This window comes from Pseudomonas sp. AL03 (assembly GCF_029960815.1).
GTDB lineage: Bacteria > Pseudomonadota > Gammaproteobacteria > Pseudomonadales > Pseudomonadaceae > Aquipseudomonas.
The window spans coordinates 388,055-411,010 of sequence record NZ_JASBRE010000001.1; the positions used below are offsets into that span (position 1 = coordinate 388,055).

General features: G+C 58.8%; 25 protein-coding genes. 23 read left to right on the top strand and 2 right to left on the bottom strand.

Features of this window, described 5'->3' with window-relative positions; genetic code table 11:
* The first annotated feature begins 37 nt into the window (after nucleotides 1-37).
* On the top strand, nucleotides 38-586 hold the full coding sequence (locus QK293_RS01750; RefSeq protein WP_282375251.1) for a glycine zipper 2TM domain-containing protein: 549 nt from the start codon (nucleotides 38-40) through the stop codon (nucleotides 584-586).
* Nucleotides 587-647: 61 nt separating this feature from the next.
* Here QK293_RS01750 and suhB read toward each other — a convergent pair whose 3' ends face one another.
* Entirely contained in the window at nucleotides 648-1,463 is an 816-nt protein-coding gene (gene suhB, locus QK293_RS01755; RefSeq protein ID WP_282375252.1) for an inositol-phosphate phosphatase, read from the bottom strand.
* 146 nt (nucleotides 1,464-1,609) lie between these two features.
* On the opposite strand from suhB, the gene trmJ reads away from it, so the two are divergent.
* From trmJ to QK293_RS01860, 21 genes are all read left to right on the top strand, one after another.
* The gene (trmJ, locus tag QK293_RS01760; protein ID WP_282375253.1) at nucleotides 1,610-2,380 is read left to right on the top strand and encodes a tRNA (cytosine(32)/uridine(32)-2'-O)-methyltransferase TrmJ; all 771 of its coding nucleotides are present in this window, start codon (nucleotides 1,610-1,612) and stop codon (nucleotides 2,378-2,380) included.
* A gap of 2 nt (nucleotides 2,381-2,382) precedes the next feature.
* Nucleotides 2,383-3,159, top strand: coding sequence for a serine O-acetyltransferase (cysE, locus tag QK293_RS01765; RefSeq protein WP_282375254.1), 777 nt, complete (start codon nucleotides 2,383-2,385; stop codon nucleotides 3,157-3,159).
* Nucleotides 3,160-3,327: 168 nt separating this feature from the next.
* Nucleotides 3,328-3,819 (top strand): Fe-S cluster assembly transcriptional regulator IscR, encoded by a 492-nt coding sequence (gene iscR, locus QK293_RS01770; RefSeq protein WP_008042436.1) that lies wholly within the window; start codon nucleotides 3,328-3,330, stop codon nucleotides 3,817-3,819.
* A 50-nt stretch (nucleotides 3,820-3,869) separates the two neighbouring features.
* The gene (locus QK293_RS01775) at nucleotides 3,870-5,084 is read left to right on the top strand and encodes an IscS subfamily cysteine desulfurase (protein ID WP_282375255.1); all 1,215 of its coding nucleotides are present in this window, start codon (nucleotides 3,870-3,872) and stop codon (nucleotides 5,082-5,084) included.
* 84 nt (nucleotides 5,085-5,168) lie between these two features.
* Nucleotides 5,169-5,555, top strand: coding sequence for a Fe-S cluster assembly scaffold IscU (gene iscU, locus QK293_RS01780; RefSeq protein ID WP_003443374.1), 387 nt, complete (start codon nucleotides 5,169-5,171; stop codon nucleotides 5,553-5,555).
* 34 nt (nucleotides 5,556-5,589) lie between these two features.
* Nucleotides 5,590-5,913, top strand: coding sequence for an iron-sulfur cluster assembly protein IscA (gene iscA, locus QK293_RS01785; protein WP_007903589.1), 324 nt, complete (start codon nucleotides 5,590-5,592; stop codon nucleotides 5,911-5,913).
* Nucleotides 5,914-5,921: 8 nt separating this feature from the next.
* Entirely contained in the window at nucleotides 5,922-6,443 is a 522-nt protein-coding gene (gene hscB, locus QK293_RS01790) for a co-chaperone HscB (RefSeq protein ID WP_282375335.1), read from the top strand.
* 51 nt (nucleotides 6,444-6,494) lie between these two features.
* Complete coding sequence (gene hscA / locus QK293_RS01795) at nucleotides 6,495-8,357, top strand: Fe-S protein assembly chaperone HscA (protein WP_282375256.1); 1,863 nt, start codon at nucleotides 6,495-6,497, stop codon at nucleotides 8,355-8,357.
* A 2-nt stretch (nucleotides 8,358-8,359) separates the two neighbouring features.
* On the top strand, nucleotides 8,360-8,701 hold the full coding sequence (gene fdx / locus QK293_RS01800) for an ISC system 2Fe-2S type ferredoxin (RefSeq protein ID WP_282375257.1): 342 nt from the start codon (nucleotides 8,360-8,362) through the stop codon (nucleotides 8,699-8,701).
* Nucleotides 8,702-8,715: 14 nt separating this feature from the next.
* A complete protein-coding gene (gene iscX / locus QK293_RS01805) occupies nucleotides 8,716-8,916 on the top strand; it encodes a Fe-S cluster assembly protein IscX (RefSeq protein ID WP_282375258.1) in 201 nt (66 codons plus the stop codon).
* 92 nt (nucleotides 8,917-9,008) lie between these two features.
* Nucleotides 9,009-9,434 (top strand): nucleoside-diphosphate kinase, encoded by a 426-nt coding sequence (gene ndk / locus QK293_RS01810; RefSeq protein WP_007916882.1) that lies wholly within the window; start codon nucleotides 9,009-9,011, stop codon nucleotides 9,432-9,434.
* 28 nt (nucleotides 9,435-9,462) lie between these two features.
* Nucleotides 9,463-10,611, top strand: coding sequence for a 23S rRNA (adenine(2503)-C(2))-methyltransferase RlmN (gene rlmN / locus QK293_RS01815; RefSeq protein WP_282375259.1), 1,149 nt, complete (start codon nucleotides 9,463-9,465; stop codon nucleotides 10,609-10,611).
* 12 nt (nucleotides 10,612-10,623) lie between these two features.
* Nucleotides 10,624-11,382: a type IV pilus biogenesis/stability protein PilW gene (gene pilW, locus QK293_RS01820; protein ID WP_282375260.1), complete on the top strand. Its 759-nt coding sequence runs from the start codon at nucleotides 10,624-10,626 to the stop codon at nucleotides 11,380-11,382.
* The gene (locus QK293_RS01825) at nucleotides 11,382-12,404 is read left to right on the top strand and encodes a RodZ family helix-turn-helix domain-containing protein (protein ID WP_282375261.1); all 1,023 of its coding nucleotides are present in this window, start codon (nucleotides 11,382-11,384) and stop codon (nucleotides 12,402-12,404) included. Before pilW ends, QK293_RS01825 begins: the two co-directional genes overlap by 1 nt.
* Before the next feature lie 3 nt (nucleotides 12,405-12,407).
* Nucleotides 12,408-13,517 (top strand): flavodoxin-dependent (E)-4-hydroxy-3-methylbut-2-enyl-diphosphate synthase, encoded by a 1,110-nt coding sequence (ispG, locus tag QK293_RS01830; RefSeq protein ID WP_010457850.1) that lies wholly within the window; start codon nucleotides 12,408-12,410, stop codon nucleotides 13,515-13,517.
* A 23-nt stretch (nucleotides 13,518-13,540) separates the two neighbouring features.
* Nucleotides 13,541-14,830: a histidine--tRNA ligase gene (gene hisS / locus QK293_RS01835; RefSeq protein WP_282375262.1), complete on the top strand. Its 1,290-nt coding sequence runs from the start codon at nucleotides 13,541-13,543 to the stop codon at nucleotides 14,828-14,830.
* 42 nt (nucleotides 14,831-14,872) lie between these two features.
* Complete coding sequence (locus tag QK293_RS01840) at nucleotides 14,873-15,514, top strand: tetratricopeptide repeat protein (protein ID WP_282375263.1); 642 nt, start codon at nucleotides 14,873-14,875, stop codon at nucleotides 15,512-15,514.
* Entirely contained in the window at nucleotides 15,507-16,658 is a 1,152-nt protein-coding gene (bamB, locus tag QK293_RS01845; RefSeq protein ID WP_282375264.1) for an outer membrane protein assembly factor BamB, read from the top strand. The genes QK293_RS01840 and bamB overlap by 8 nt, the downstream gene beginning before the upstream one ends.
* 140 nt (nucleotides 16,659-16,798) lie before the next feature.
* Entirely contained in the window at nucleotides 16,799-18,268 is a 1,470-nt protein-coding gene (gene der, locus QK293_RS01850; protein ID WP_282375265.1) for a ribosome biogenesis GTPase Der, read from the top strand.
* Nucleotides 18,269-18,493: 225 nt separating this feature from the next.
* Nucleotides 18,494-19,642, top strand: a complete 1,149-nt coding sequence (locus QK293_RS01855; RefSeq protein ID WP_282375266.1) for a pyridoxal phosphate-dependent aminotransferase — start codon at nucleotides 18,494-18,496, stop codon at nucleotides 19,640-19,642.
* A complete protein-coding gene (locus QK293_RS01860) occupies nucleotides 19,630-20,421 on the top strand; it encodes an amidohydrolase (protein WP_282375267.1) in 792 nt (263 codons plus the stop codon). Before QK293_RS01855 ends, QK293_RS01860 begins: the two co-directional genes overlap by 13 nt.
* A 93-nt stretch (nucleotides 20,422-20,514) precedes the next feature.
* Here QK293_RS01860 and leuA read toward each other — a convergent pair whose 3' ends face one another.
* Entirely contained in the window at nucleotides 20,515-22,194 is a 1,680-nt protein-coding gene (gene leuA, locus QK293_RS01865) for a 2-isopropylmalate synthase (protein WP_282375268.1), read from the bottom strand.
* A gap of 398 nt (nucleotides 22,195-22,592) precedes the next feature.
* Here leuA and QK293_RS01870 point away from each other — a divergent pair, with 398 nt between their 5' ends.
* Nucleotides 22,593-22,949 (top strand): hypothetical protein, encoded by a 357-nt coding sequence (locus QK293_RS01870; RefSeq protein ID WP_282375269.1) that lies wholly within the window; start codon nucleotides 22,593-22,595, stop codon nucleotides 22,947-22,949.
* The last annotated feature ends 7 nt before the right edge of the window (nucleotides 22,950-22,956 follow it).

The window sequence follows — 22,956 nt, forward strand, 5'->3', positions numbered from 1 at the left end:
GCGGGTATGTCCCGCATGTGATGGTCAGGAGGTTCATGTGAACAAGTCGTTGCTGGTTGGTGCGGTATTGGGTGCTGTCGGTGTGACTGCCGGGGGTGCTGTTGCCACCTACAGCCTGGTTAAAAGCGGCCCTGAGTATGCGCAAGTTCTAGCCGTCGAACCGGTCAAGACACAAATCAAGACGCCACGTGAAGTGTGCAAGGACGTTGCAGTAACCCGACAGGCGCCGGTGAAAGATCAACATCAGATCGCCGGTACGGTGGTGGGTGCGCTGGCGGGTGGCCTATTGGGCAACCAGATCGGCGGCGGTACGGGCAAGAAGATCGCCACAGTGGCCGGTGCGGTCGGCGGCGGTTATGCGGGCAACAAGGTGCAGGAGGGCATGCAGGAGCGTGACACCTACACCACGACTCAAACTCGCTGCAACACGGTCAATGACATCAGCGACAAAGTTGTAGGTTATGACGTTCGTTATTCGCTCGACGGCAAGGAAGGCAAGGTGCGGATGGACCGCGATCCGGGCAACCAGATTCCGGTCGACAAGGAAGGTAAGTTGGTTCTGTCGCAGAACGAACCGGCTCAATAAATAGTTGAAAGTCAGATTCAAAAAAAAGCACCCCGAAGGGTGCTTTTTTGTGGCCGGGCGCTTAGCGCTTAAGCGAAGCCGGCAGGTGCGGCTGGATGGCCGTCAATACTGCTTTGAAGCACTTGGTGTTGCCGGCAACGACGTGGCCTTTCTCAAGGAAATCGTGACCGCCGGTGAAGTCGCTCACCAGGCCGCCTGCTTCCTGGATCAGCAGGGCGCCTGCCGCCATGTCCCACTCGGACAGGCCCGATTCCCAGAAGGCGTCGAAACGACCAGCAGCCACATAGGCCAGGTCCAGGCTCGCCGAGCCAGCGCGGCGGATGCCGGCAGTCTGGCCAACCAGGGCGCGGAACATGCCCAGGTAGTTCTCGAGGTTGTCCATCTGGTCATCGCGGAACGGGAAGCCGGTACCCAGCAGGGCGCCGTCCAGGCTGGTGCGGCCGCTGACGCGCAGACGACGACCGTTCAGTTGAGCGCCACGACCACGGCTGGCAGTGAATTCTTCCTGGCGAACCGGGTCCAGAACAACAGCGTGTTCCAGGCGACCGCGGTATTTGCAGGCGATGCTGACAGCGAAGTGAGGAATGCCGCGCAGGAAGTTGGTGGTGCCGTCCAGTGGATCGATGATCCACAGGTATTCTTCGCCTTCGCCGCTACCCGGGTGCATGCCGGTTTCTTCGCCGAGAATGCCGTGGGTAGGGTAGGCCTTGCGCAGCGCGTCGATGATTTTCTGTTCGGCGGCGCGATCCACCTCGGATACGTAATCCTTGGCGTCTTTTTCGTCGACCTTGATGGTATCCAGGCGCTCGATGGAGCGGAAGATCAATTCACTGGCGCTGCGGGCGGCGCGCAGCGCGATATTCAGCATGGGCTGCATGGATGTGTCACCTAAGGTTGTTAAAGAAAGCCGGGCATTCTATCAGAAAGTTTCTACAGGTGAAGGTCAGTGTTCGCTTTCATAGCTTAACGGTAGGTTGAGCTGTAAGATTCTGCTCCCCATTAACGTGTTCGAGAGCGCCTCCCTTGCTGCATAACATTCGTGTCGTCCTGGTCAATACCAGCCATCCCGGCAACATCGGCGGGGCTGCGCGTGCTATGAAGAACATGGGCCTGTCGCGGCTGGTGCTGGTCGAACCGCGGTTGTTCCCGCACCACGAGGCTGATGCTCGTGCCTCCGGCGCCGGGGATATCCTTGAAAACGCGCAAGTCGTCGCCACCTTGGAAGATGCCTTGGTCGGCTGCAATCTGGTGCTCGGCACCAGCGCTCGCGACCGGCGCATTCCCTGGCCGTTGCTCGATCCCCGCGAGTGCGGCGTGAAAGTGGTCGAGGAGGCCGGGCAGGGTGCCGAGATTGCCTTGGTGTTTGGTCGTGAAGATTCCGGCCTGACCAATGAAGAGCTGCAGCGATGTCATTATCACGTGCACATCCCATCAGACCCTGAGTTCAGTTCGCTGAACCTTGGGGCAGCGGTGCAGGTGTTGAGCTATGAAGTACGGATGTCCTGGCTCGCGGCCCAAGGTCAGCCGAGCAAGGTCGAAAAGGATGAAGTGGCGTCCATTAAAAGTGGTGAGCTGGCGACCATGGATGAACTGGAGCGATTCTATGAGCACCTGGAGCAAACCCTGGTGGCCATCGAGTTCCTCGATCCGGAAAAACCACGGCACTTGATGGCGCGCCTGCGCCGGTTGTACGGACGCAGCTCGGTCAGCCGGGCGGAAATGAATATATTGCGTGGCATCCTCACGGAAACCCAGAAAGCGGCCCGTGGCGAGCTTCTTAAGCGGAAGGATTAAAAATGTTCGAGCGTTTGCGTGAAGATATCCAGAGTGTTTTCCATCGTGATCCGGCAGCGCGCAACGCCTTTGAAGTTCTGACGTGCTACCCGGGCATGCACGCCATCTGGATCCACCGCCTGTCGTCGGCCCTGTGGGGGATGGGCTGGAAGTGGCTGGCGCGATTGGTGTCGAATTTCGGTCGCTGGTTGACCGGGATTGAGATCCATCCGGGCGCCAAGGTTGGTCGTCGTTTCTTTATCGACCATGGCATGGGCATCGTCATCGGTGAAACCGCTGAGATCGGCAATGACGTCACCCTTTATCAGGGCGTGACCCTGGGTGGCACCAGCTGGAACAAGGGCAAGCGTCACCCGACGCTTGAAGATGGCGTGGTAGTGGGGGCGGGCGCCAAGGTGCTGGGTCCGTTTACTGTCGGTGCGGGTGCCAAGATCGGCTCCAATGCCGTGGTGACCAAGGCGGTTCCGGCCGGCGCGACGGTGGTCGGCATTCCGGGGCGGATCATCGTCAAATCCGATGACGAGCAGGACGCCAAGCGCAAGGCCATGGCCGAGAAGATCGGCTTTGATGCCTACGGCGTCGGCGAAGACATGCCCGACCCGGTGGCTCGCGCCATTGGTCAGCTGCTCGATCACCTGCAGGCGGTCGATGGTCGCCTGGAGGGTATGTGCGGTGCGTTGAAGGATCTGGGTAGCAACTATTGCGCCAAGGATCTGCCTGAGTTGCGCGAAGAAGACTTCGCCTGCGTCAAGGACAAAGACGAAAGCAAGGCCGGCTAAATCCGGACGGGTTCTTCGCGAGCAATTGCTGGCTGTTCCCGGCCAGCCTTTGTTATGATGCGCGCGCTCTTTTGCGGGTAATCCTGAGTAAAGCACTAGGTCTTATAGTTGACTTAAATACTCGGGAATTGCATACTCGCCCCATTCTGAACTCCGTGGTAATTGTCCATGCGACTGACTACAAAAGGCCGATACGCCGTGACCGCCATGCTTGACCTGGCGTTGCATGCGCAGCACGGGCCGGTGTCCCTGGCCGATATCTCCGAGCGCCAAGGCATCTCCCTGTCCTACCTCGAACAGCTCTTCGCCAAATTGCGCCGCAGCAATCTGGTGTCCAGTGTTCGTGGCCCAGGCGGTGGCTACCAGCTATCGCGCGACATGCAGGGCATCCAGGTTGCCCAGGTGATCGATGCGGTGAACGAATCGGTCGATGCAACCAAATGCCAGGGCCAGGGCGATTGCCATCAAGGCGACACCTGTCTGACCCACCACTTGTGGTGCGATCTGAGCCTGCAGATTCACGAATTTCTGAGCGGTATCAGCTTGGCTGACCTTGTCACTCGCCGTGAGGTACAAGAAGTAGCCCAGCGTCAGGATCAGCGTCGTTGCAACAGCAAGACGCCACGCCTGGACAAGATTGAAGCGTCCGCCGTCGAATGACAGCCAAAGAGCTAGCGGCACGCCAGCCAGCCTGATTTAGGAGATAGTCCATGAAATTGCCGATTTACCTTGATTACTCTGCGACGACCCCAGTTGATCCACGTGTCGCGCAAAAGATGAGTGAATGCTTGCTGGTTGACGGAAACTTCGGTAACCCGGCGTCCCGTTCCCACGTGTTCGGCTGGAAAGCTGAAGAATCCGTCGAAAACGCTCGTCGTCAGGTCGCTGACCTGGTCAACGCCGACCCGCGTGAAATCGTCTGGACCTCCGGTGCCACCGAATCCGACAACCTGGCAATCAAGGGTGCGGCGCATTTCTATGCCACCAAAGGCAAACACCTGATCACCACCAAGATTGAGCACAAGGCTGTCCTCGACACCATGCGCCAACTGGAGCGTGAAGGCTTCGAAGTGACCTACCTCGAGCCGCGCACCGATGGTCTGGTCACGCCAGAGATGATCGAAGCTGCCCTGCGCGACGACACCATCCTGGTCTCGGTCATGCACGTGAACAACGAAATCGGCACCATCAATGACATCGAGGCCATCGGCGAACTGACCCGCTCGAAGGGTATCCTGTTCCACGTCGACGCTGCTCAGTCCACCGGCAAGGTCGATATCGACCTGTCGAAGCTGAAAGTCGACATGATGTCGTTCTCTGCCCACAAAACCTACGGCCCTAAAGGCATCGGCGCACTGTACGTGAGCCGCAAGCCGCGTGTTCGCATTGAAGCGACCATGCACGGTGGCGGTCACGAACGTGGCATGCGTTCCGGCACCCTGGCGACCCACCAGATCGTCGGCATGGGTGAGGCTTTCCGCGTAGCCAAGGAAGACATGGCTGCCGAGAACGTGCGTATCAAAGCCCTGAGCGACCGTTTCTTCAAACAGGTCGAAGGCCTGGAAGAGCTGTACATCAACGGCAGCATGACCGCCCGCGTTCCGCACAACCTGAACCTGAGCTTCAACTACGTTGAAGGCGAGTCGCTGATCATGGCGCTCAAGGATCTGGCAGTTTCGTCCGGTTCGGCCTGCACCTCGGCATCGCTTGAGCCTTCGTATGTACTGCGCGCCCTGGGCCGCAACGACGAACTGGCCCATAGCTCGATTCGCTTCACCTTCGGCCGTTTCACCACCGAAGAAGAAATCGACTACGCCGCGCAGAAAGTCTGCGAGGCCGTTACCAAGCTGCGCACTCTGTCGCCGCTGTGGGACATGTACAAAGACGGTGTCGACATTTCGAAAATCGAGTGGGCGGCACACTGATTTCAAGTCGCCGCAAACCGGCCCTGCAGGATTTCGGATCGCAGGGCTTAAGAGCGACTCTCTGATGAGTGAGGATTAAGAATCATGGCTTACAGCGAAAAGGTCATCGACCACTACGAGAACCCGCGCAACGTCGGCAAGATGGACGCGGAAGACCCTGATGTCGGCACCGGCATGGTTGGTGCTCCAGCGTGTGGCGACGTGATGCGTCTGCAGATCAAGGTTAACGAGCAAGGCATCATCGAAGACGCCAAGTTCAAGACCTACGGTTGCGGTTCGGCTATCGCCTCCAGCTCCCTGGCGACCGAGTGGATGAAAGGCAAGACTCTGGATGAAGCAGAGACCATCAAGAACACTCAGCTGGCCGAAGAACTGGCTTTGCCGCCAGTAAAAATTCACTGCTCCGTACTTGCTGAAGACGCTATCAAAGCGGCCGTTCGCGACTACAAGCAGAAGAAAGGCTTGATCTGACTTTCAAGATTTGGCGACGAGTAAGGAGTCCCCGATGGCTATCAGCATGACAGAAGCGGCTGCTCAACACGTGCGACGCTCGCTCAACGGGCGCGGCAAAGGTGAAGGGATTCGTCTGGGTGTTCGCACCACAGGCTGTTCCGGCCTTGCCTACGTGCTGGAGTTTGTCGACGAGGTAGTTGCAGAGGATCAGGTGTTCGAAAGTCACGGCGAGAAAGTGATCATCGACCCGAAAAGCCTGGCCTACCTGGACGGCACCGAACTCGATTTCGTCAAGGAAGGGTTGAACGAAGGCTTCAAGTTCAACAACCCCAACGTACGCGGTGAATGTGGCTGCGGCGAAAGCTTCAATATCTGAGGCTACTCGTGGGTACTCCTTGTCATTTCGCTTTATTTGAGCTGCAACCGAGCTTCGATCTGGATCTCGACCAGCTGGCTACGCGCTACCGTGAGTTGGCGCGCAGCGTTCATCCTGACCGTTTTGCAGACGCTTCCGAGCGAGAGCAACGGCTGGCGCTAGAGCAATCCGCGAGCCTCAATGAGGCCTACCAGACGCTCAAAAATCCTCCCAGGCGCGCGCGATATCTGCTCGCTCTGGGTGGTCACGAGCTGCCGCTGGAGGTCACGGTGCATGATCCGGAATTTCTTCTGCAGCAGATGGAGCTGCGTGAAGAGCTCGAAGACCTGCAAGACAGCGCCGACCTGGCGGGTATTGCCGTGTTCAAGCGCCGCCTGAAGACGGCACAGGATGAACTGAACCAAAGCTTCGCAGCCTGTTGGAATAATGCAGCGCAACGCGAACAGGCCGAACGCCTGATGCGACGCATGCAGTTCCTCGACAAGCTCACCTACGAAGTGCGCCAGTTAGAAGAGCGCCTCGACGATTAACCCAGTGCCGCTCCGGTCGCACGCCTGATATACAGATAAGTCCTGATAACGATGGCCCTACTGCAGATCGCCGAACCCGGCCAAAGTCCTCAACCGCACCAGCGTCGTCTGGCTGTCGGTATCGACTTGGGCACTACCAATTCGCTGGTCGCTGCATTGCGCAGTGGTCTTTCCGAGCCTTTGCCCGACGCTGACGGGCAGGTCATCCTGCCGTCTGCCGTGCGCTACCACGCCGATCGTGTCGAGGTCGGCGAGTCGGCCAAACTGGCTGCCGCCTCCGATCCTTTGAACACCGTGCTGTCGGTCAAACGCTTGATGGGTCGTGGTCTGTCCGACGTCAAGCAATTGGGCGATCAACTGCCGTACCGCTTTGTCGGCGGCGAGTCGCACATGCCGTTCATCGACACCATTCAGGGTCCGAAAAGCCCCGTCGAAGTCTCTGCCGATATCCTCAAGGTGTTGCGTCAGCGCGCCGAGGCCACGTTGGGCGGCGAACTGGTTGGCGCGGTGATCACGGTTCCGGCCTATTTCGATGACGCTCAGCGTCAAGCCACCAAGGATGCGGCCAAGCTGGCCGGTCTGAACGTGCTGCGTTTGCTTAATGAGCCGACTGCTGCCGCTGTGGCTTACGGTCTGGACCAGCATGCCGAAGGCCTGGTTGCTATTTATGACCTGGGTGGCGGCACCTTTGATATTTCGATTCTGCGCCTGACCGGCGGTGTGTTTGAGGTGTTGGCTACCGGCGGCGACAGCGCTCTGGGCGGCGATGACTTCGATCACGCAATCGCTGGCTGGATCATCGAAAGCGCCGGTTTGTCGGCCGACCTCGATCCGGGTGTACAACGCAATCTGCTGCAAACGGCCTGTGCAGCCAAAGAATCCCTGACCAATGCTGCGGCTGTTGAAGTCGCTTATGGCGACTGGAAGGCCGAGCTGACTCGTGAGGTCTTCAATGCGCTGATCGAGCCGATGGTTGCTCGCAGCCTGAAAGCCTGCCGCCGCGCTGTGCGTGATTCCGGTATCGAGCTGGACGACGTTCACGCGGTGGTCATGGTTGGCGGTTCGACTCGTGTGCCTCGCGTTCGCGAAGCCGTGGCTGAAGCCTTCGGTCGCGAGCCACTGACCGAAATCGATCCGGATCAAGTGGTGGCCATTGGTGCTGCGATCCAGGCCGATACGCTGGCTGGCAACAAGCGTGACGGCGGCGAGCTGCTGTTGCTTGACGTGATTCCGTTGTCCCTGGGGTTGGAAACCATGGGCGGCCTGATGGAGAAGGTGATTCCACGCAACACCACCATCCCCGTCGCCCGCGGTCAGGACTTCACGACTTACAAAGATGGCCAGTCGGCCATGGCGATCCATGTGTTGCAGGGCGAGCGCGAGCTGATCAGTGACTGCCGCTCCCTGGCACGCTTCGAATTGCGCGGTATTCCGGCGATGGTGGCGGGCGCGGCGAAGATTCGCGTGACCTTTCAGGTCGATGCCGACGGTCTGCTCAGTGTTTCTGCCCGCGAGCTGGGTTCGGGCGTTGAGGCCAGTATCCAGGTCAAGCCGTCCTACGGCCTGACCGACGGCGAAATCGCCAAAATGCTCAAGGATTCGTTCCAGCACGCCAGCGACGACAAAGTTGCCCGTGTTCTGCGTGAGCAGCAAGTCGATGCCCAGCGCCTGATCGAGGCGGTGCAAGGCGCCCTCGATGTCGACGGCGAACGCCTGCTCGACGCTGAAGAGCGCAGGGTTATCGAGTTGCAGATGCAGGAACTGACCGAACTGATGAAAGGTACCGATGGTTACGCCATCGAGCAGCAGACCAAGCGTCTGTCGCAAGTGACCGATGCCTTTGCTGCCCGCCGCCTGGACTCGACGGTGAAAGCCGCGCTGGCGGGGCGCAACCTGAATGAGATTGAGGAATAACGATGCCGCAGGTCATTTTTCTGCCACACGATAAGTTTTGCCCGGACGGCATGGTTGTGGAAGCTGAGCCCGGTACCTCCATTCTCGAACTGGCCCATGAACACCATATCGAGATGGAGAGTGCCTGCGGCGGCGTCTGCGCCTGCACCACCTGCCACTGCATCATCCGCGAAGGTTTTGACTCGCTGGAAGAGGCCGATGAGCTGGAAGAAGACTTTCTTGATCGGGCCTGGGGTCTGGAGGCGCAATCGCGTCTAGGCTGTCAGGCGGTCGTCGGGACTGAAGACCTGACCGTCGAAATTCCGAAATACTCGCTCAACCATGCGGCCGAAGCGGCGCACTGATTCAAGGAACTGACATGAGTCTGAAATGGGTTGATGTGCTGGAAATCGCGATCCAGCTGGCTGAATCCAAGCCGGATACGGACCCGCGTTACGTGAACTTCGTCGATTTGCACAAATGGGTGCTGGCATTGCCGGAGTTCAGCGATGATCCGACCCGCGGTGGCGAGAAGGTGCTTGAAGCCATTCAGGCCGCCTGGATCGAAGAAGCAGACTGAGTCTACGCCGTACGCAGTTAGGCAATACCAAAGAACCCGCGTATAATTCGCGGGTTTAATTTTTCACAAATTACCGTTTCTGGAGTTACACCATGGCTGTTCAACGTACTTTCTCCATCATCAAGCCTGACGCTGTTGCAAAAAACGTTATCGGCGAGATCACCACTCGTTTTGAAAAAGCTGGCCTGCGCGTTGTAGCTTCGAAACTGAAGCAACTGTCCAAAGCCGAAGCTGAAGGCTTCTACGCTGAGCACAGCGCTCGTGGTTTCTTCGGCGACCTGGTTGCTTTCATGATCTCCGGCCCGGTTGTTGTTCAGGTTCTGGAAGGCGAAAACGCTATCGCTCTGAACCGTGAGCTGATGGGCGCTACTAACCCTAAAGAAGCTGCTGCCGGCACCATCCGCGCTGACTTCGCTGATTCCATCGACGCCAACGCTGTGCACGGTTCGGACTCCGAAGCTGCTGCTGCTCGCGAAATCTCGTACTTCTTCGCCGCTACTGAAGTAACCACTCGCTAAGCATTGGCTTAAGAGTGAAGGTGAATCCATGACTACATCGACTGTAAAAACCAACCTGCTGGGTCTGACTCAGCTGGAAATGGAAAAATTCTTCGACTCAATCGGGGAGAAGCGTTTCCGTGCCGGTCAGGTAATGAAATGGATTCACCACCTTGGCGTCGATGATTTCGACGCCATGACGAACGTCAGCAAAGCCTTGCGCGACAAGCTCAAGGCCATTGCTGAAGTCCGCGGCCCCGAAGTGGTCAGCGAGGACATCTCCACCGACGGCACCCGTAAGTGGGTGGTGCGCGTGGCGTCCGGTAGCTGCGTCGAGACCGTGTACATTCCCCAGGGCAAGCGCGGCACTTTGTGCGTTTCGTCCCAGGCAGGCTGTGCCCTGGATTGCAGTTTCTGCTCCACCGGCAAGCAAGGTTTCAACAGCAACCTCACCGCCGCCGAAGTCATCGGTCAGGTGTGGATTGCCAATAAATCGTTCGGCAGCATCCCGGCGACCGCCGACCGTGCCATCACCAACGTGGTGATGATGGGCATGGGTGAGCCGCTGCTGAACTTCGACAACGTCGTGGCCGCCATGCATCTGATGATGGATGACCTGGGCTACGGGATCTCCAAGCGCCGCGTAACCCTGTCTACATCGGGTGTGGTGCCGATGATCGATGAGCTGTCCAAGCACATCGACGTCTCCCTGGCGTTGTCCCTGCACGCACCGAACGACGCATTGCGTAACCAATTGGTACCGATCAACAAGAAGTATCCGCTTAAGATGCTGCTCGAGTCGTGCCAGCGCTACATGTCGTCCTTGGGCGAGAAGCGCGTGCTGACCATTGAGTACACGTTGCTCAAGGACATCAACGACAAGACTGAGCACGCGGTCGAAATGATCGAGTTGCTCAAGAACATCCCGTGCAAGATCAACCTGATTCCGTTCAACCCGTTCCCGCATTCCGGTTACGAGCGCCCGAGCAACAACGCGATTCGCCGTTTCCAGGATCAGCTTCACCATGCCGGCTTCAATGTCACCGTACGCACCACCCGCGGTGAAGACATCGATGCCGCGTGTGGCCAATTGGTAGGGCAGGTGCTGGATCGCACCCGTCGCAGCGAACGTTATATCGCCGTGCGCGAGTTAAGCGCCGAAAACGATATCGCGCAGAACGCTGCGAACAATAATTAAGAGAGGATCTCTATGTCCCTGCGCTTCGCGCTGCTGTTGCTGTTGGCCAGCCTGTGTGCTGGCTGTGTCCTGTCGGGCGATTTCAACCCGATGAAGACCAGCAAGGGTCGCGATGAAGCGCGTGCCGCCTATGTACAGCTGGGCCTGGGCTACTTGCAACAAGGCATGACCGAACGGGCGAAAGTACCGTTGAAGAAAGCGTTGGATCTGAATGACTCGGATCCAGACGCCAACGCTGCGCTGGGTCTGGTGTTTCAAGCCGAGATGGAGCCGGAGCTGGCGGACGAGCATTTTCGCAAGGCGCTGGCTTCGCGCCCCAACGATGCGCGAATCCTGAACAACTACGGAAGTTTCCTTTTCGAAGAGAAACGGTACAAAGAGGCGTACGAGCGCTTTGAACAGGCTGCCGCCGATACCATGTATCCCGAGCGTTCGCGGGTGTTCGAGAACCTCGGCATGACCGCTTCGAAGCTGGGCCAGCGGGATCTGGCGCAGCAGCAGCTGGAAAAAGCCCTGCGTTTGAATCGCCAACAGCCACGTGCATTGCTGGAAATGGCTGAGTTGTCTTACGAAGACAGGCATTATGTGCCCGCGCGTGACTATTACGATCGTTTTAGCCTGCTCACCGAGCAAAATGCACGTAGTCTATTGCTCGGCGTTCGGCTGGCAAAAGTGTTTGAAGATCGCGACAAGGCCGCCAGTTTTGGCCTGCAACTAAAACGACTCTATCCCGGTACGCCGGAATATCAGCAATACCTGTCGGAGCAATGATGAAAGCGGCGCATCCCGAAGTTGTAGCAGCGAATCGCGTTAACCCCGGTGAGACCTTGCGCCAGGCCCGCGAAAGCAATGGCTGGTCGCTGGCTGAAGTGGCCCTCAAGCTCAACCTCACCGTCAATTCCCTGAGCAATCTGGAAACCGGCGCTTTCGACAAGCTGCCTGGGCATACTTTTGCTCGCGGTTATATTCGCGCCTACGCGAAATTGCTGGGCATGGATCAAACCGTACTGGTCCAGCAGTTCGACCAATCCACCGGCACCGACTCCCAGGGCAGCAACGTTCATAGCCTGGGACGTATCGAAGAGCCGGTTCGGGTTTCCCACACCATTTTGCGAATTGTCAGTCTGCTGTTGCTGCTGGCTGTGATCGGCGGTGGATTTGTCTGGTGGCAGGATCAAACCTCGTTGCGCACCAAGGAAGTGACGAGCCTGAGCCCGGAGCACGTTGAAGTCGAAGGTGCTGACGGCACCACCCAGATCCATCCGCTGGACGAGCCGGAAGACCAGGCTGTCGCGGAAGGTCAGGCGGACGGCACAACCGATCTCGCACTGCCGCAAGCCGAAACGTCCGATGAGGCTCCGGCTGTTGCTGAAGCAGTAGTTCCGGCTGCACCGGCGACTCCCGCGCCCGCAGCACCGACGCACAGCGCTGCGTCGGTTGTCGCGACGCCGGTAGCGCCTGCTCCGACTGCTCCTGTTGTATCGGCCCCGCCTGCGTCCGCTTCGGTCACGCCAACCATCCCCGCTCCAGCAGCGGCTGCACCGGTTTCCGGCCAGGGGCAGGTTCAACTGCAATTCACCGCCGATTGCTGGACGCAAGTGACCGACGGCAGCGGCAAAGTATTGTTGAGCGGTCTCAAGCGTAAAGGCGAAAATGTTTCTGTCAGCGGCAAACCACCCTTTTCTGTGCGTCTGGGCTTCGCCCGTGGCGCGCAGGTCAACTACAACGGGCAGGTGGTTGATATCGCTCCGTTCACCAGTGGCGAGACTGCTCGCCTGAAGTTGGGTCAATAAGTCATGCACGGCGAATCTCCAATCAAACGTCGCGAATCGCGCAAGATTTGGGTCGGTAACGTGCCTGTTGGCGGCGATGCGCCTATCGCTGTGCAGAGCATGACCAACAGCGACACCAATGACGTAGCCGCCACCGTTGCCCAGATCAATCGTCTGGAAGCCGCTGGCGTCGATATCGTGCGCATTTCCGTGCCGGACATGGACGCCGCCGAAGCCTTCGGCAAGATCAAGCAACTGGTCAAGGTTCCACTGGTTGCCGACATTCACTTCGACTACAAAATCGCGCTGCGCGTCGCCGAACTGGGCGTTGACTGCCTGCGGATCAACCCGGGCAATATCGGTCGCGAAGACCGCGTGCGTGCAGTAGTCGATGCCGCCCGTGATCGCGGGATTCCGATTCGCATTGGTGTGAACGCCGGTTCCCTGGAAAAAGACCTGCAAAAGAAATACGGCGAGCCGACCCCGGCGGCGCTGGTTGAATCCGCCCTGCGTCACGTCGAGCACCTTGAACGCCTGAATTTTCAGGACTTCAAGGTCAGCGTCAAAGCCTCCGATGTGTTCATGGCCGTCGCCGCTTATCGTTTGCTGGCCAAGGAAATCGTCCAGCCGCTGCACCTGGGCATCACCGAAGCCGGTGGTTTGCGTTCAGGCACGGTGAAATCCGCCGTGGGCCTCGGTATGCTGCTCGCCGAAGGGATTGGCGATACTATTCGCATCTCGTTGGCGGCCGACCCGGTCGAGGAAGTGAAAGTCGGCTACGACATTCTCAAATCCCTGCACCTGCGTTCCCGTGGCATCAACTTCATCGCCTGCCCGAGCTGCTCGCGGCAGAACTTCGATGTGGTCAAAACCATGAACGAGCTGGAAGGGCGCCTTGAAGACCTGCTGGTGCCGCTGGATGTCGCGGTGATCGGTTGCGTGGTCAACGGGCCAGGCGAAGCCAAGGAAGCCCATATTGGCTTGACCGGCGGCACGCCAAACTTGATTTATATCGACGGCAAGCCGTCGCAGAAACTGACGAATGACAATCTGGTGGATGAGCTTGAACGCTTGATCCGTCAGAAAGCGGCCGAAAAGGTCGAAGCCGACGCAGCTGTAATCGCTCGCGGCTGATCGAACGAATTTAAGGATTTTAAGTGAGCAAGTCTCTGCAAGCCATTCGTGGCATGAACGACATCCTGCCCGAACAGACTCCCCTGTGGCGTCATTTCGAGGGCACTGTCTCGCGTTTGCTGGATAACTACGGTTACAAGCAGATCCGCATGCCGATCGTCGAGTTCACCGAGCTGTTCAAGCGCTCCATCGGTGAAGTGACCGACATCGTCGAAAAAGAGATGTACACCTTCGACGACCGCAACGGCGATTCCCTGACCCTGCGCCCTGAAGGCACGGCGGCCTGCGTGCGTGCGGTGCTTGAGCACGGCATCACCGGCGGTGGCCAGGTGCAGAAACTCTGGTACATCGGCCCGATGTTCCGCCACGAACGTCCGCAGAAAGGCCGTTATCGCCAGTTCCACCAGATCGGTTGCGAAGTCTTCAACCTCGACGGTCCGGACATCGATGCTGAGTTGATCGTACTGACCTGGCGCCTGTGGGGCGAGCTGGGCATCCGTGATGCGGTCAAGCTCGAGCTCAATAGCCTGGGCACCGCCGAGTCCCGTGGTCGTTATCGTGAAGCGCTGGTCGAGTTCCTCTCGGCTCGCCTGGACAAGCTGGACGAAGACAGCCAGCGCCGTCTGAAGACCAACCCATTGCGGGTTCTGGATACCAAGAACGCTGACACTCAAGCCGTGCTGGTCGACGCGCCGAAAATGGCCGACTACCTCGACGAAGAGTCTCGTGTGCACTTCGAGGGCCTCAAGGCTCGCCTGGACACCGCCGGCATTCCTTACGTGATCAACCCGAAGCTGGTACGCGGGCTGGATTACTACAGCAAGACCGTTTTCGAATGGGTCACCGACCAGTTGGGCGCTCAAGGCACTGTGTGTGCCGGTGGTCGTTACGATGGTCTGGTGGAGCAGATGGGCGGCAAACCGACCCCTGGCGTTGGTTTCGCCATGGGTATCGAGCGCCTGGTGCTGCTGCTTGAAACCCTGGAGCAGATCCCGGAAGAAATCTCCCGTCAGGTCGACGTCTATCTCTGCGCCTTCGGCGAAGCCGCCGAGCTGGCCGGTCTGGCGCTGAGCGAACGTGTTCGTGATCAATTGCCCAACCTGCGCCTGCAAGTGAATGCCGGCGCCGGCAGCTTCAAAAGCCAGTTCAAGAAGGCCGACAAGAGCGGTGCGCTGTACGCGCTGATCCTCGGTGACGACGAAATGGCCCAGCAAGTGGTAGGTTTCAAACCCCTGCGTGGCCAGGGCGAACAACAAAGCATTGCCTGGGATGCGCTTGCTGCACACCTGGCCACCTGCGTCGTGCAGGGTTGAAGCTGTCATAAACAGCCGATTTAGCGATTAAGGAGTATTGGGGTGTCGAGTACCGAAGACGAAAACCTGGCGGATTTGAAGGACTGGTGGACACGCAACGGCAAGCCCCTGGTCACTGGCGGCCTGTTGGCGCTGGTCATCGTGTTCGGCTGGCAGGCTTTTCAAAAGTATCAGAGCAATCAGTCGCAAGGCGCCTCGATGCTCTATCAGCAATTGCTGGAAACCACGCTGACGCCTGACGGCAAGCCTGATGCCGCCCGTGTTTCGGACTTGGCCGGCAAGCTCAACAGCGAGTTCGGTGGCACCGCTTACGCGCAATATGGCAGCCTGTTCGTGGCGAAAGTCGCGGTCGACAGCGGCAAGCTGGATGACGCAGCCATCGAGCTGAAGGCCGTTACCGCCAAACCGGCCAACCCGGCATTGGGCGAAATCGCCCGTCAGCGCCTGGCGCAGGTGCTGGCCGCGCAGAACAAGGCCGATGAAGCCCTGAAACTGCTCGAAGGCGATGCCGACAAAGCATTCCTGGCCACTCGCGAAGAGCTCAAAGGCGACCTGTTGGTGCAATTGGGTCGTACCGACGAAGCGAACACGGCGTATCAAAAAGCCAAGGCGGCACTGTCGGATGAAGCGGCGGTCGGTGGCCTACAAATCAAGCTGGACGACCTGGCCAAAGGGGATGCGTGACGTGATTCGTTGGAAACATGCAGCATTGCTGGCTCTGGCCATATTGGCCGCGGGTTGCAGCAGCAACAGCAAAAAAGAACTGCCACCGGCCGAGTTGACCGACTTCAAAGAAGAAGTGGTTTTGCAAAAGCAGTGGAGTCGTTCGATCGGTGACGGTCAGGGCAAAACGTACAACATGCTGGTTCCGGCGATCGATGGCGATACCATCTATGCCGCCGACGTCACCGGTGTGGTGATGGCGATGGATCGCAGCAATGGCGACGTCAAATGGAAGAAAGATCTCGAGCTGCCTGTTTCCGGCGCCGTTGGCGTGAGTTACGGTCTGCTCATGATCGGTACGATCAAGGGCGAAATCGTTGCCCTTGACGCCAGCAGCGGCGAAGAGAAATGGCGCGCTCGCGTGTCCAGTGAAGTCCTCGCGCCGCCGGTCAGCAACGGTGACGTGGTGGTGGTTCAGACTCAGGATGACCGTCTGATCGGTCTGGATGCCGCTACCGGTACCCAGCGCTGGTTGTATGACAGCACTCCAGCGGTATTGACCCTGCGCGGCACCAGTGCGCCGATCGTCACCAACCGCCTCGCGGTGGCTGGCCTGTCGACCGGTAAAGTGGTCGCTCTCGATATCTCCAACGGCGTGCCGGTATGGGAACAACGTGTAGCGATTCCACAAGGTCGTTCGGAACTGGAGCGCGTTGTCGATATCGACGGTGGCTTGCTGCTGTCCGGCGGTACGCTGTATGTCGCCAGCTATCAGGGTCGCGTTGCGGCACTGGATCTGGAAAGCGGTCGTCAGCTCTGGCAGCGTGATGCTTCCAGCTACGCCGGTGTCGCCCAGGGGTTTGGCAGCGTTTACGTGAGCCTGTCTTCGGGCACCGTTGAAGGCGTCGACGAACGTTCCACCACAGCCTTGTGGAGCAACGATTCGCTGGCCCGTCGTCAACTGTCGGCTCCGGAAGTGTTCTCCAGCTATGTTGCAGTCGGTGATATGGAAGGTTACCTGCATCTGCTGAGTCAGGTTGACGGTCGTTTCGTCGGCCGCGAGCGCATTGACAGCGACGGCCTGCGTGCCCGTCCGTTGGTAGTGGGTGACACGATTTATCTGTATGGCAACAGCGGCAAACTGGAAGCCCTGACCATTAAGTAAAGGTTTGACTATGCTTGGGGTTAGTTCCCCAAGCGGCCCCGTTCTGCGGGGCTCGCAGCGCTCACAGGCGCTGCCCCGAGCACCAGCCGCTGCCTCGCAGCGGCTTTTGTATTTTCTGAAATAACGAAGTGGAGAGCCGCATGGTTCCCGTAATCGCCCTGGTGGGCCGACCGAACGTCGGCAAGTCCACCTTGTTCAACCGCCTGACCAGGACTCGCGACGCCATCGTCGGCGACTTGTCCGGTCTGACCCGTGATCGCCAATACGGTGAGGCCAAGTGGCAAGGGCGTTCCTACATTCTGGTCGACACCGGCGGTATCTCCGGTGACGAGCACGGTATGGACGAAAAAATGGCCGAGCAGTCGCTGCTGGCCATTGAAGAAGCGGATGTCGTTCTGTTTCTGGTAGATGCCAAGGCCGGTTTTACCGCCGCCGACCAGATGATCGCCGAGCATTTGCGCAAACGTAACAAGCGTTCTTACGTGGTTGCCAACAAGGTCGACAACATCGACCCTGAAATGGCCCGCGCCGAGTTCGCCCCGTTGGGCATGGGCCACGCGATTCCGATCGCCGGTGCCCACGGTCGTGGCATCACCCAGATGCTGGAAATCGCCCTGAGCACCTTCCCGAAAGACGATGACGAGCCAGAAGAAGGCGAGGAAGAGATCGTTGCCGAAGGCGAGGAAGCCAAGCGCATTCCTGGCCCAAGCGAAAAAGACGGGATCAAGATCGCCATCATCGGCCGGCCAAACGTCGGCAAGTCGACCCTCGTCAACCGCATGCTCGGTGAAGACCGTGTCATCGTTTATGACGAGCCCGGCACCACCCGCGACAGTATCTACATCCCGTTCGAGCGTAACGACGAGAAGTACACGCTGATCGACACCGCCGGTGTGCGCAAGCGCGGCAAGATCCACGAAGAAGTCGAAAAATTCTCCGTGGTCAAAACCCTGCAAGCCATCAAAGACGCCAACGTGGTGATCTTTGTGATGGACGCCCGCGAAGGCGTGGTCGACCACGACCTCAACCTGCTGGGCTTTGCCATTGAGTCGGGTCGTGCGCTGGTGATCGCGATCAACAAGTGGGACGGCATGACGCCGAGCGAGCGCGACTTCGTGAAGGTCGAGCTGCAACGTCGACTGTTCTTCGTTGACTACGCCGACATTCACTTCATCTCGGCCCTGCACGGCACGGGTGTGGGCAACCTCTACGCCTCCGTACAGAACTCGTTCAAGTCTGCGGTCACCCGCTGGCCAACCAACCGCCTGACCACGATTCTGGAAGATGCGGTTGGTGAGCACGCGCCGCCGATGGTCAACAACCGCCGGATCAAGCTGCGTTATGCCCACTTGGGTGGCGCGAACCCGCCGATCATCGTGATTCACGGTAACCAGATCGAGAAGGTGCCGAAGTCTTACGTGCGTTATCTGGAAAACACTTACCGTCGTGTCTTGAAGCTGGTCGGTACGCCGATCCGCATCGAGTTCAAGGGCGGCGAGAACCCGTACGAAGGCAACAAGAACTCGCTCACCGACCGTCAGGTCAACAAGAAGCGTCGCATGATGTCGCACCACAAGAAAGCTGACAAGAAGCGTAGAGACAAGCGCTGATTCACGGTCGACCTGGCTTCTGTAGGAGCGAGGCTTGCCCGCGAAGAACGATGACGCGGTGTACCTGATACACAGCAGTGTGGCCATCGCGGGCAAGCCTTGCTCCCACAGGACCGGGTTCAAGAAAGGGCGCTTAAGGCGCCCTTTTTTTATGGGCGCCGTTTGGGCTATCCTCGGACTCTCCCGCGCCGTCGTTAGCGCCGGGTGTAGAGCAGGGAATCAACGATGATCACCAGTAAGCTGCCGAATGTCGGCATCACTATCTTCACTCAGATGTCTCAGCTCGCGGCGCAAACCGGGGCGCTGAATCTGTCCCAGGGTTTTCCCGATTTCGATGCCCCGCAAGCCCTGTGTGATGCGGTCGGTCGGCATATTGCCAGTGGCCACAACCAATATTCACCGATGACGGGACTGCCGGCGCTGCGCCAGCAGATTTCGATGAAGATCGCTCGCCGCTACGGCGTCAATGTGGATGCCGACCATGAAGTGACCGTCACTCCCGGCGCAACCCAGGCGATCTTCTGTGCGATTCAGGCGGTTATCCACAGCGGTGACGAGGTGATTGTCTTCGATCCGGCCTACGACAGTTATGAACCCTCGGTTGAGCTGGCCGGAGGTCGTTGCGTGCATGTGCAACTCGGTTTGAATGACTTTGCCATCGACTTCCAGAAGCTTGCCGAAGCGATTACGCCGCGCACCCGGATGATCGTTCTCAACTCTCCGCATAACCCAAGTGGCGCGCTGATCAGTCGTGCCGAGCTAGATCAGTTGGCGGCGTTGATTCGGGATCGCGACATCTACATCGTCAGCGACGAAGTCTACGAACACCTGGTCTTCGACGGCGTGCCTCACGTCAGCGTGCTGAATCACGAAGAGCTGTATCAGCGCGCCTTCGTAGTCAGTTCTTTCGGCAAGACATACCACGTCACTGGCTGGAAAACCGGCTACGTGGTCGCGCCGCCGGCTCTCACCGCCGAGCTGCGCAAGGTTCACCAATACGTCAGTTTCTGCGGCGTGACGCCGCTGCAATATGCCTTGGCTGACTACATGGCCGAGCACCCGGAACACGTCGAGGAACTGCCGGCGTTCTATCAGGCCAAGCGCGACCTGTTCTGCGATCTGCTGACGCCGTCGCGCTTCAGCTTCACCCGAGTGGCCGGTACTTATTTCCAGTTAGTCGATTACTCGCAGATCCGTCCGGACCTCGACGATGTCGAGATGACGTTGTGGATGACCCGTGAACATGGTGTGGCGAGCATCCCGATCTCGGTGTTCTACCAGACTCCGCCCGAAGGCCAGCGCCTGGTGCGCCTGTGCTTCGCCAAACGCGAGGAGACCCTGCGTGAAGCAGCGGAAAAACTATGCGTGATCTGAGCGCGCTACCCAATCTGAACATTGCACTGATCCAGACCACCCTGGCCTGGCATGATCGTCAGGCCAATCTGGAGCATTTCGAGCAGTTGCTGGAACAGGCTCGCGGCGCTGACCTGATCATTCTGCCGGAGATGTTCACCACCGGTTTTTCCATGGAGTCGGAAACGCTCGCCGAGCCCGAAAATGGTCCGACCAGCAAATGGCTGCGGGTGCAGGCAGCGAAACTGGATGCGGTGATCACCGGCAGCGTGATCGTCCAGGCGGCTGACGGCAGCCATCGCAATCGCCTGTTGTGGGCGCGGCCGGACGGGGAGGTGTGGCACTACGACAAGCGCCATCTGTTTCGCATGGCCGGTGAACACAATCACTACACCCCCGGCGAGCGCCAGGTGCAGTTCGAACTCAAGGGCTGGCGAGTGCGGCCACTGATTTGCTACGACCTGCGCTTCCCGGTCTGGAGCCGCGATTCTCAGGATACCGACCTGTTGCTGTACACCGCCAACTGGCCGGGTGCACGGCGTCAGCACTGGAACCGTTTGCTGCCAGCGCGGGCGATCGAAAACCTCTGCTACGTGGCGGCGGTGAATCGGATCGGCACTGACGGTAAAGGCTTTGCGTATACCGGTGACAGTCAGGTATTGGATTTTCAGGGTGAGACATTGCTCAGCGCAGGCGAAGCGGATGGGGTGTTCAAGGTCGTTCTGAGCGCTGCGGATCTGGCGGCCTATCGCACGCGGTTTCCGGCGAATCTGGATGCGGATACCTTCGAGTTCACGTAACCGATCGTTCCCACGCTCTGCGTGGGAACGATCAGGGCAAACAAAAAGGCCCCGAGGTTCTCACCCCGGGGCCTTTTGCATTTCAGCGAAGGCTTACGCCGCTTTCGCTTCCGGCTGGCTCAGCGAGCGGTTCAGTGCGCTGAACAGGGCCTTGAAGCTGGCGGTGGTGATGTTTTCATCGATACCGACGCCATGCACCGCACGTTCACCGTTCACGCGCAGTTCAATGTAGGCCGCCGCCTTGGCATGGGTGCCCGAACCGATGGCGTGTTCGTTGTAGTCCATGATTTCAACCGGAATCGGCAGACCGGCCACCAGCGCTTCCAGGGCACCGTTGCCCTTGCCACGCCAGTGCAGGTTGGTTTCACCCTGACCTTTGCTGGAGACTTCCACTTCCACGGCGCTATGGCCGTTTTCTTCCTGCAGGCGATGGCTGACCAGCGCGTACGGGGTGTTGGCCTGCAAGTACTCGCTGTGAAGCAACGCGTGGATCTGCTTGGCGGTCATCTCCAGACCCAGGCGATCTGTTTCACGCTGCACCACTTGGCTGAACTCGATCTGCATGCGACGCGGCAAGCTGATGCCGTATTCCTGTTCCAGCAGGTAGGCGATACCGCCCTTGCCCGACTGGCTGTTGACGCGGATCACCGCCTCGTAGCTGCGGCCGATATCGGCCGGGTCGATCGGCAAGTACGGTACTTCCCACAGAGCGTCCGGTTTCTGCTGGGCGAAGCCCTTGCGGATGGCGTCCTGGTGGGAGCCGGAGAACGCAGTGTGAACCAGGTCGCCGACGTACGGGTGACGTGGGTGCACTTGAATCTGGTTGCATTCTTCGACGACTTTACGCACGCCGTCGATGTCGGAGAAGTCCAGCTCAGGGTGAATGCCCTGGGTGTAGAGGTTCAGTGCCACGGTCACGAGATCGACGTTACCGGTGCGCTCGCCGTTGCCGAACAGGCAGCCTTCGACACGGTCGGCGCCGGCCATCAGGCCCAGCTCTGTGGCGGCAACACCCGTGCCACGGTCGTTGTGGGTGTGCAGGCTGATGATCACGCTGTCACGACGGTTGATGTGACGGCCGAACCATTCGATCTGGTCAGCATAGATGTTCGGGGTCGCGCATTCGACGGTGGCCGGCAGGTTGAGGATCACCTTGTGCTCAGGCGTCGGGTTCCAGACTTCGATCACCGCGTCGCAGACTTCCTTGGCGAATTCCAGTTCGGTGGCGCTGAAGGTTTCTGGCGAGTATTCGAAGGTCCACTCGGTGTTTGGCTGCTGGGCCGCATATTTGACGAACAGCTTGGCCGCGTTCACGGCGATGGCCTTGACCCCTTCCTTGTCCTGATTGAAGACAATGCGGCGGAAAGAAGGGGAGGTGGCGTTGTACAGGTGAACGATGGCTTTCTTCGCCCCGCGCAGGGATTCGAAGGTGCGCTCGATCAAATCTTCACGGCCCTGGGTCAGCACCTGAATGGTGGTGTCGTCCGGGATGTGGTTGCCTTCGATCAAAGTACGCACGAAGTCGAAGTCGGTTTGCGAAGCCGCCGGGAACGACGCTTCGATTTCTTTTACGCCGACCTGCACCAGGGTTTTCCAGAAACGCAGCTTCTTGACCGCGTCCATTGGCTCGATCAGCGACTGGTTACCGTCACGAAGGTCGGAGCTGCACCAGATCGGCGCGGCGGTAATGGTCTTCGACGGCCAGGTGCGGTCCGGGATGTCGATGGTCGGGAACGCGCGGTATTTCGAAGACGGGTCTTTGAGCATGCTCATCGGGAAATCCTTAATTGTGTGGGCCGAAAAAAGGCGGCCTGCCGGTGGATCAAATGTTCTTGGGGAAAAGCGTAGGGCGAGGCACCGCAAATTCAGCCCGGCAGTCGTGCACTGACAAGGCACAGGCTGCGGTGCTGGCGAAGCTGAATGAGGGTGTGAGAGGTTTTCATGCCTTCAACCCTAACCGCGAGGGTGAAGGATGGCAAGCGGTCTCAAAAAATTGAGAGGAATCCTCTAAAAGTCTTCTTTATCGAGATTTAATTGCGGTGAAGGGTGTTGATTGTTTTTATGGTTGCGCGAGGTTTGAACGATGCGCAATTGAAAGTTGGCGGCCGCAGCTCGGTCAGGGCGGCTATTCTTAAACACTCAACAGGGCTACTGGCAGGCAGGAGTCGGTGATGAACGAGTCAGATTGGAAGCTTTATAGTGCACTGCGTCCGTTGGCCCATGAGCGCCTGTGTATCCGCATCATGGAGGAGGTCGAGCGTACGGTGCTGGATAAAAGTCTGGTGCCTTATGAGCGGATAGAAGCCAGCGAAGAACTGCTGAAGGCCGGGCAGAAAGAGCTGTATTGGGCGTTTGGTGTTTTCAGGTTCTCACGACATGAGGCCCGCTCTCACTTGCTCGGGCTGAGTGCCCGAGCGTTGATTACGACTGAGGAGTTGACCGGCTTCTCGGAGGACACTCAGGCCTGGATCAAAGAGTGTCTGGCGCACAGGGAAGTCCACGGGATTGAGGATCTGGAGGCTGAATAAGCCGCAT

Coding starts and splice junctions, on each gene's coding strand:
- QK293_RS01860 (WP_282375267.1), top strand. CDS start 19,630: ATGCGTGATCTGAGCGCGCTACCCAATCTGAACATTGCACTGATCCAG.
- iscX (WP_282375258.1), top strand. CDS start 8,716: ATGAGTCTGAAATGGGTTGATGTGCTGGAAATCGCGATCCAGCTGGCT.
- hscA (WP_282375256.1), top strand. CDS start 6,495: ATGGCCCTACTGCAGATCGCCGAACCCGGCCAAAGTCCTCAACCGCAC.
- leuA (WP_282375268.1), bottom strand. CDS start 22,194: ATGAGCATGCTCAAAGACCCGTCTTCGAAATACCGCGCGTTCCCGACC.
- suhB (WP_282375252.1), bottom strand. CDS start 1,463: ATGCAGCCCATGCTGAATATCGCGCTGCGCGCCGCCCGCAGCGCCAGT.
- cysE (WP_282375254.1), top strand. CDS start 2,383: ATGTTCGAGCGTTTGCGTGAAGATATCCAGAGTGTTTTCCATCGTGAT.
- QK293_RS01825 (WP_282375261.1), top strand. CDS start 11,382: ATGAAAGCGGCGCATCCCGAAGTTGTAGCAGCGAATCGCGTTAACCCC.
- rlmN (WP_282375259.1), top strand. CDS start 9,463: ATGACTACATCGACTGTAAAAACCAACCTGCTGGGTCTGACTCAGCTG.
- iscR (WP_008042436.1), top strand. CDS start 3,328: ATGCGACTGACTACAAAAGGCCGATACGCCGTGACCGCCATGCTTGAC.
- fdx (WP_282375257.1), top strand. CDS start 8,360: ATGCCGCAGGTCATTTTTCTGCCACACGATAAGTTTTGCCCGGACGGC.
- QK293_RS01775 (WP_282375255.1), top strand. CDS start 3,870: ATGAAATTGCCGATTTACCTTGATTACTCTGCGACGACCCCAGTTGAT.
- QK293_RS01870 (WP_282375269.1), top strand. CDS start 22,593: ATGAACGAGTCAGATTGGAAGCTTTATAGTGCACTGCGTCCGTTGGCC.
- pilW (WP_282375260.1), top strand. CDS start 10,624: ATGTCCCTGCGCTTCGCGCTGCTGTTGCTGTTGGCCAGCCTGTGTGCT.
- ispG (WP_010457850.1), top strand. CDS start 12,408: ATGCACGGCGAATCTCCAATCAAACGTCGCGAATCGCGCAAGATTTGG.
- QK293_RS01855 (WP_282375266.1), top strand. CDS start 18,494: ATGATCACCAGTAAGCTGCCGAATGTCGGCATCACTATCTTCACTCAG.
- der (WP_282375265.1), top strand. CDS start 16,799: ATGGTTCCCGTAATCGCCCTGGTGGGCCGACCGAACGTCGGCAAGTCC.
- iscA (WP_007903589.1), top strand. CDS start 5,590: ATGGCTATCAGCATGACAGAAGCGGCTGCTCAACACGTGCGACGCTCG.
- ndk (WP_007916882.1), top strand. CDS start 9,009: ATGGCTGTTCAACGTACTTTCTCCATCATCAAGCCTGACGCTGTTGCA.
- iscU (WP_003443374.1), top strand. CDS start 5,169: ATGGCTTACAGCGAAAAGGTCATCGACCACTACGAGAACCCGCGCAAC.
- bamB (WP_282375264.1), top strand. CDS start 15,507: ATGCGTGACGTGATTCGTTGGAAACATGCAGCATTGCTGGCTCTGGCC.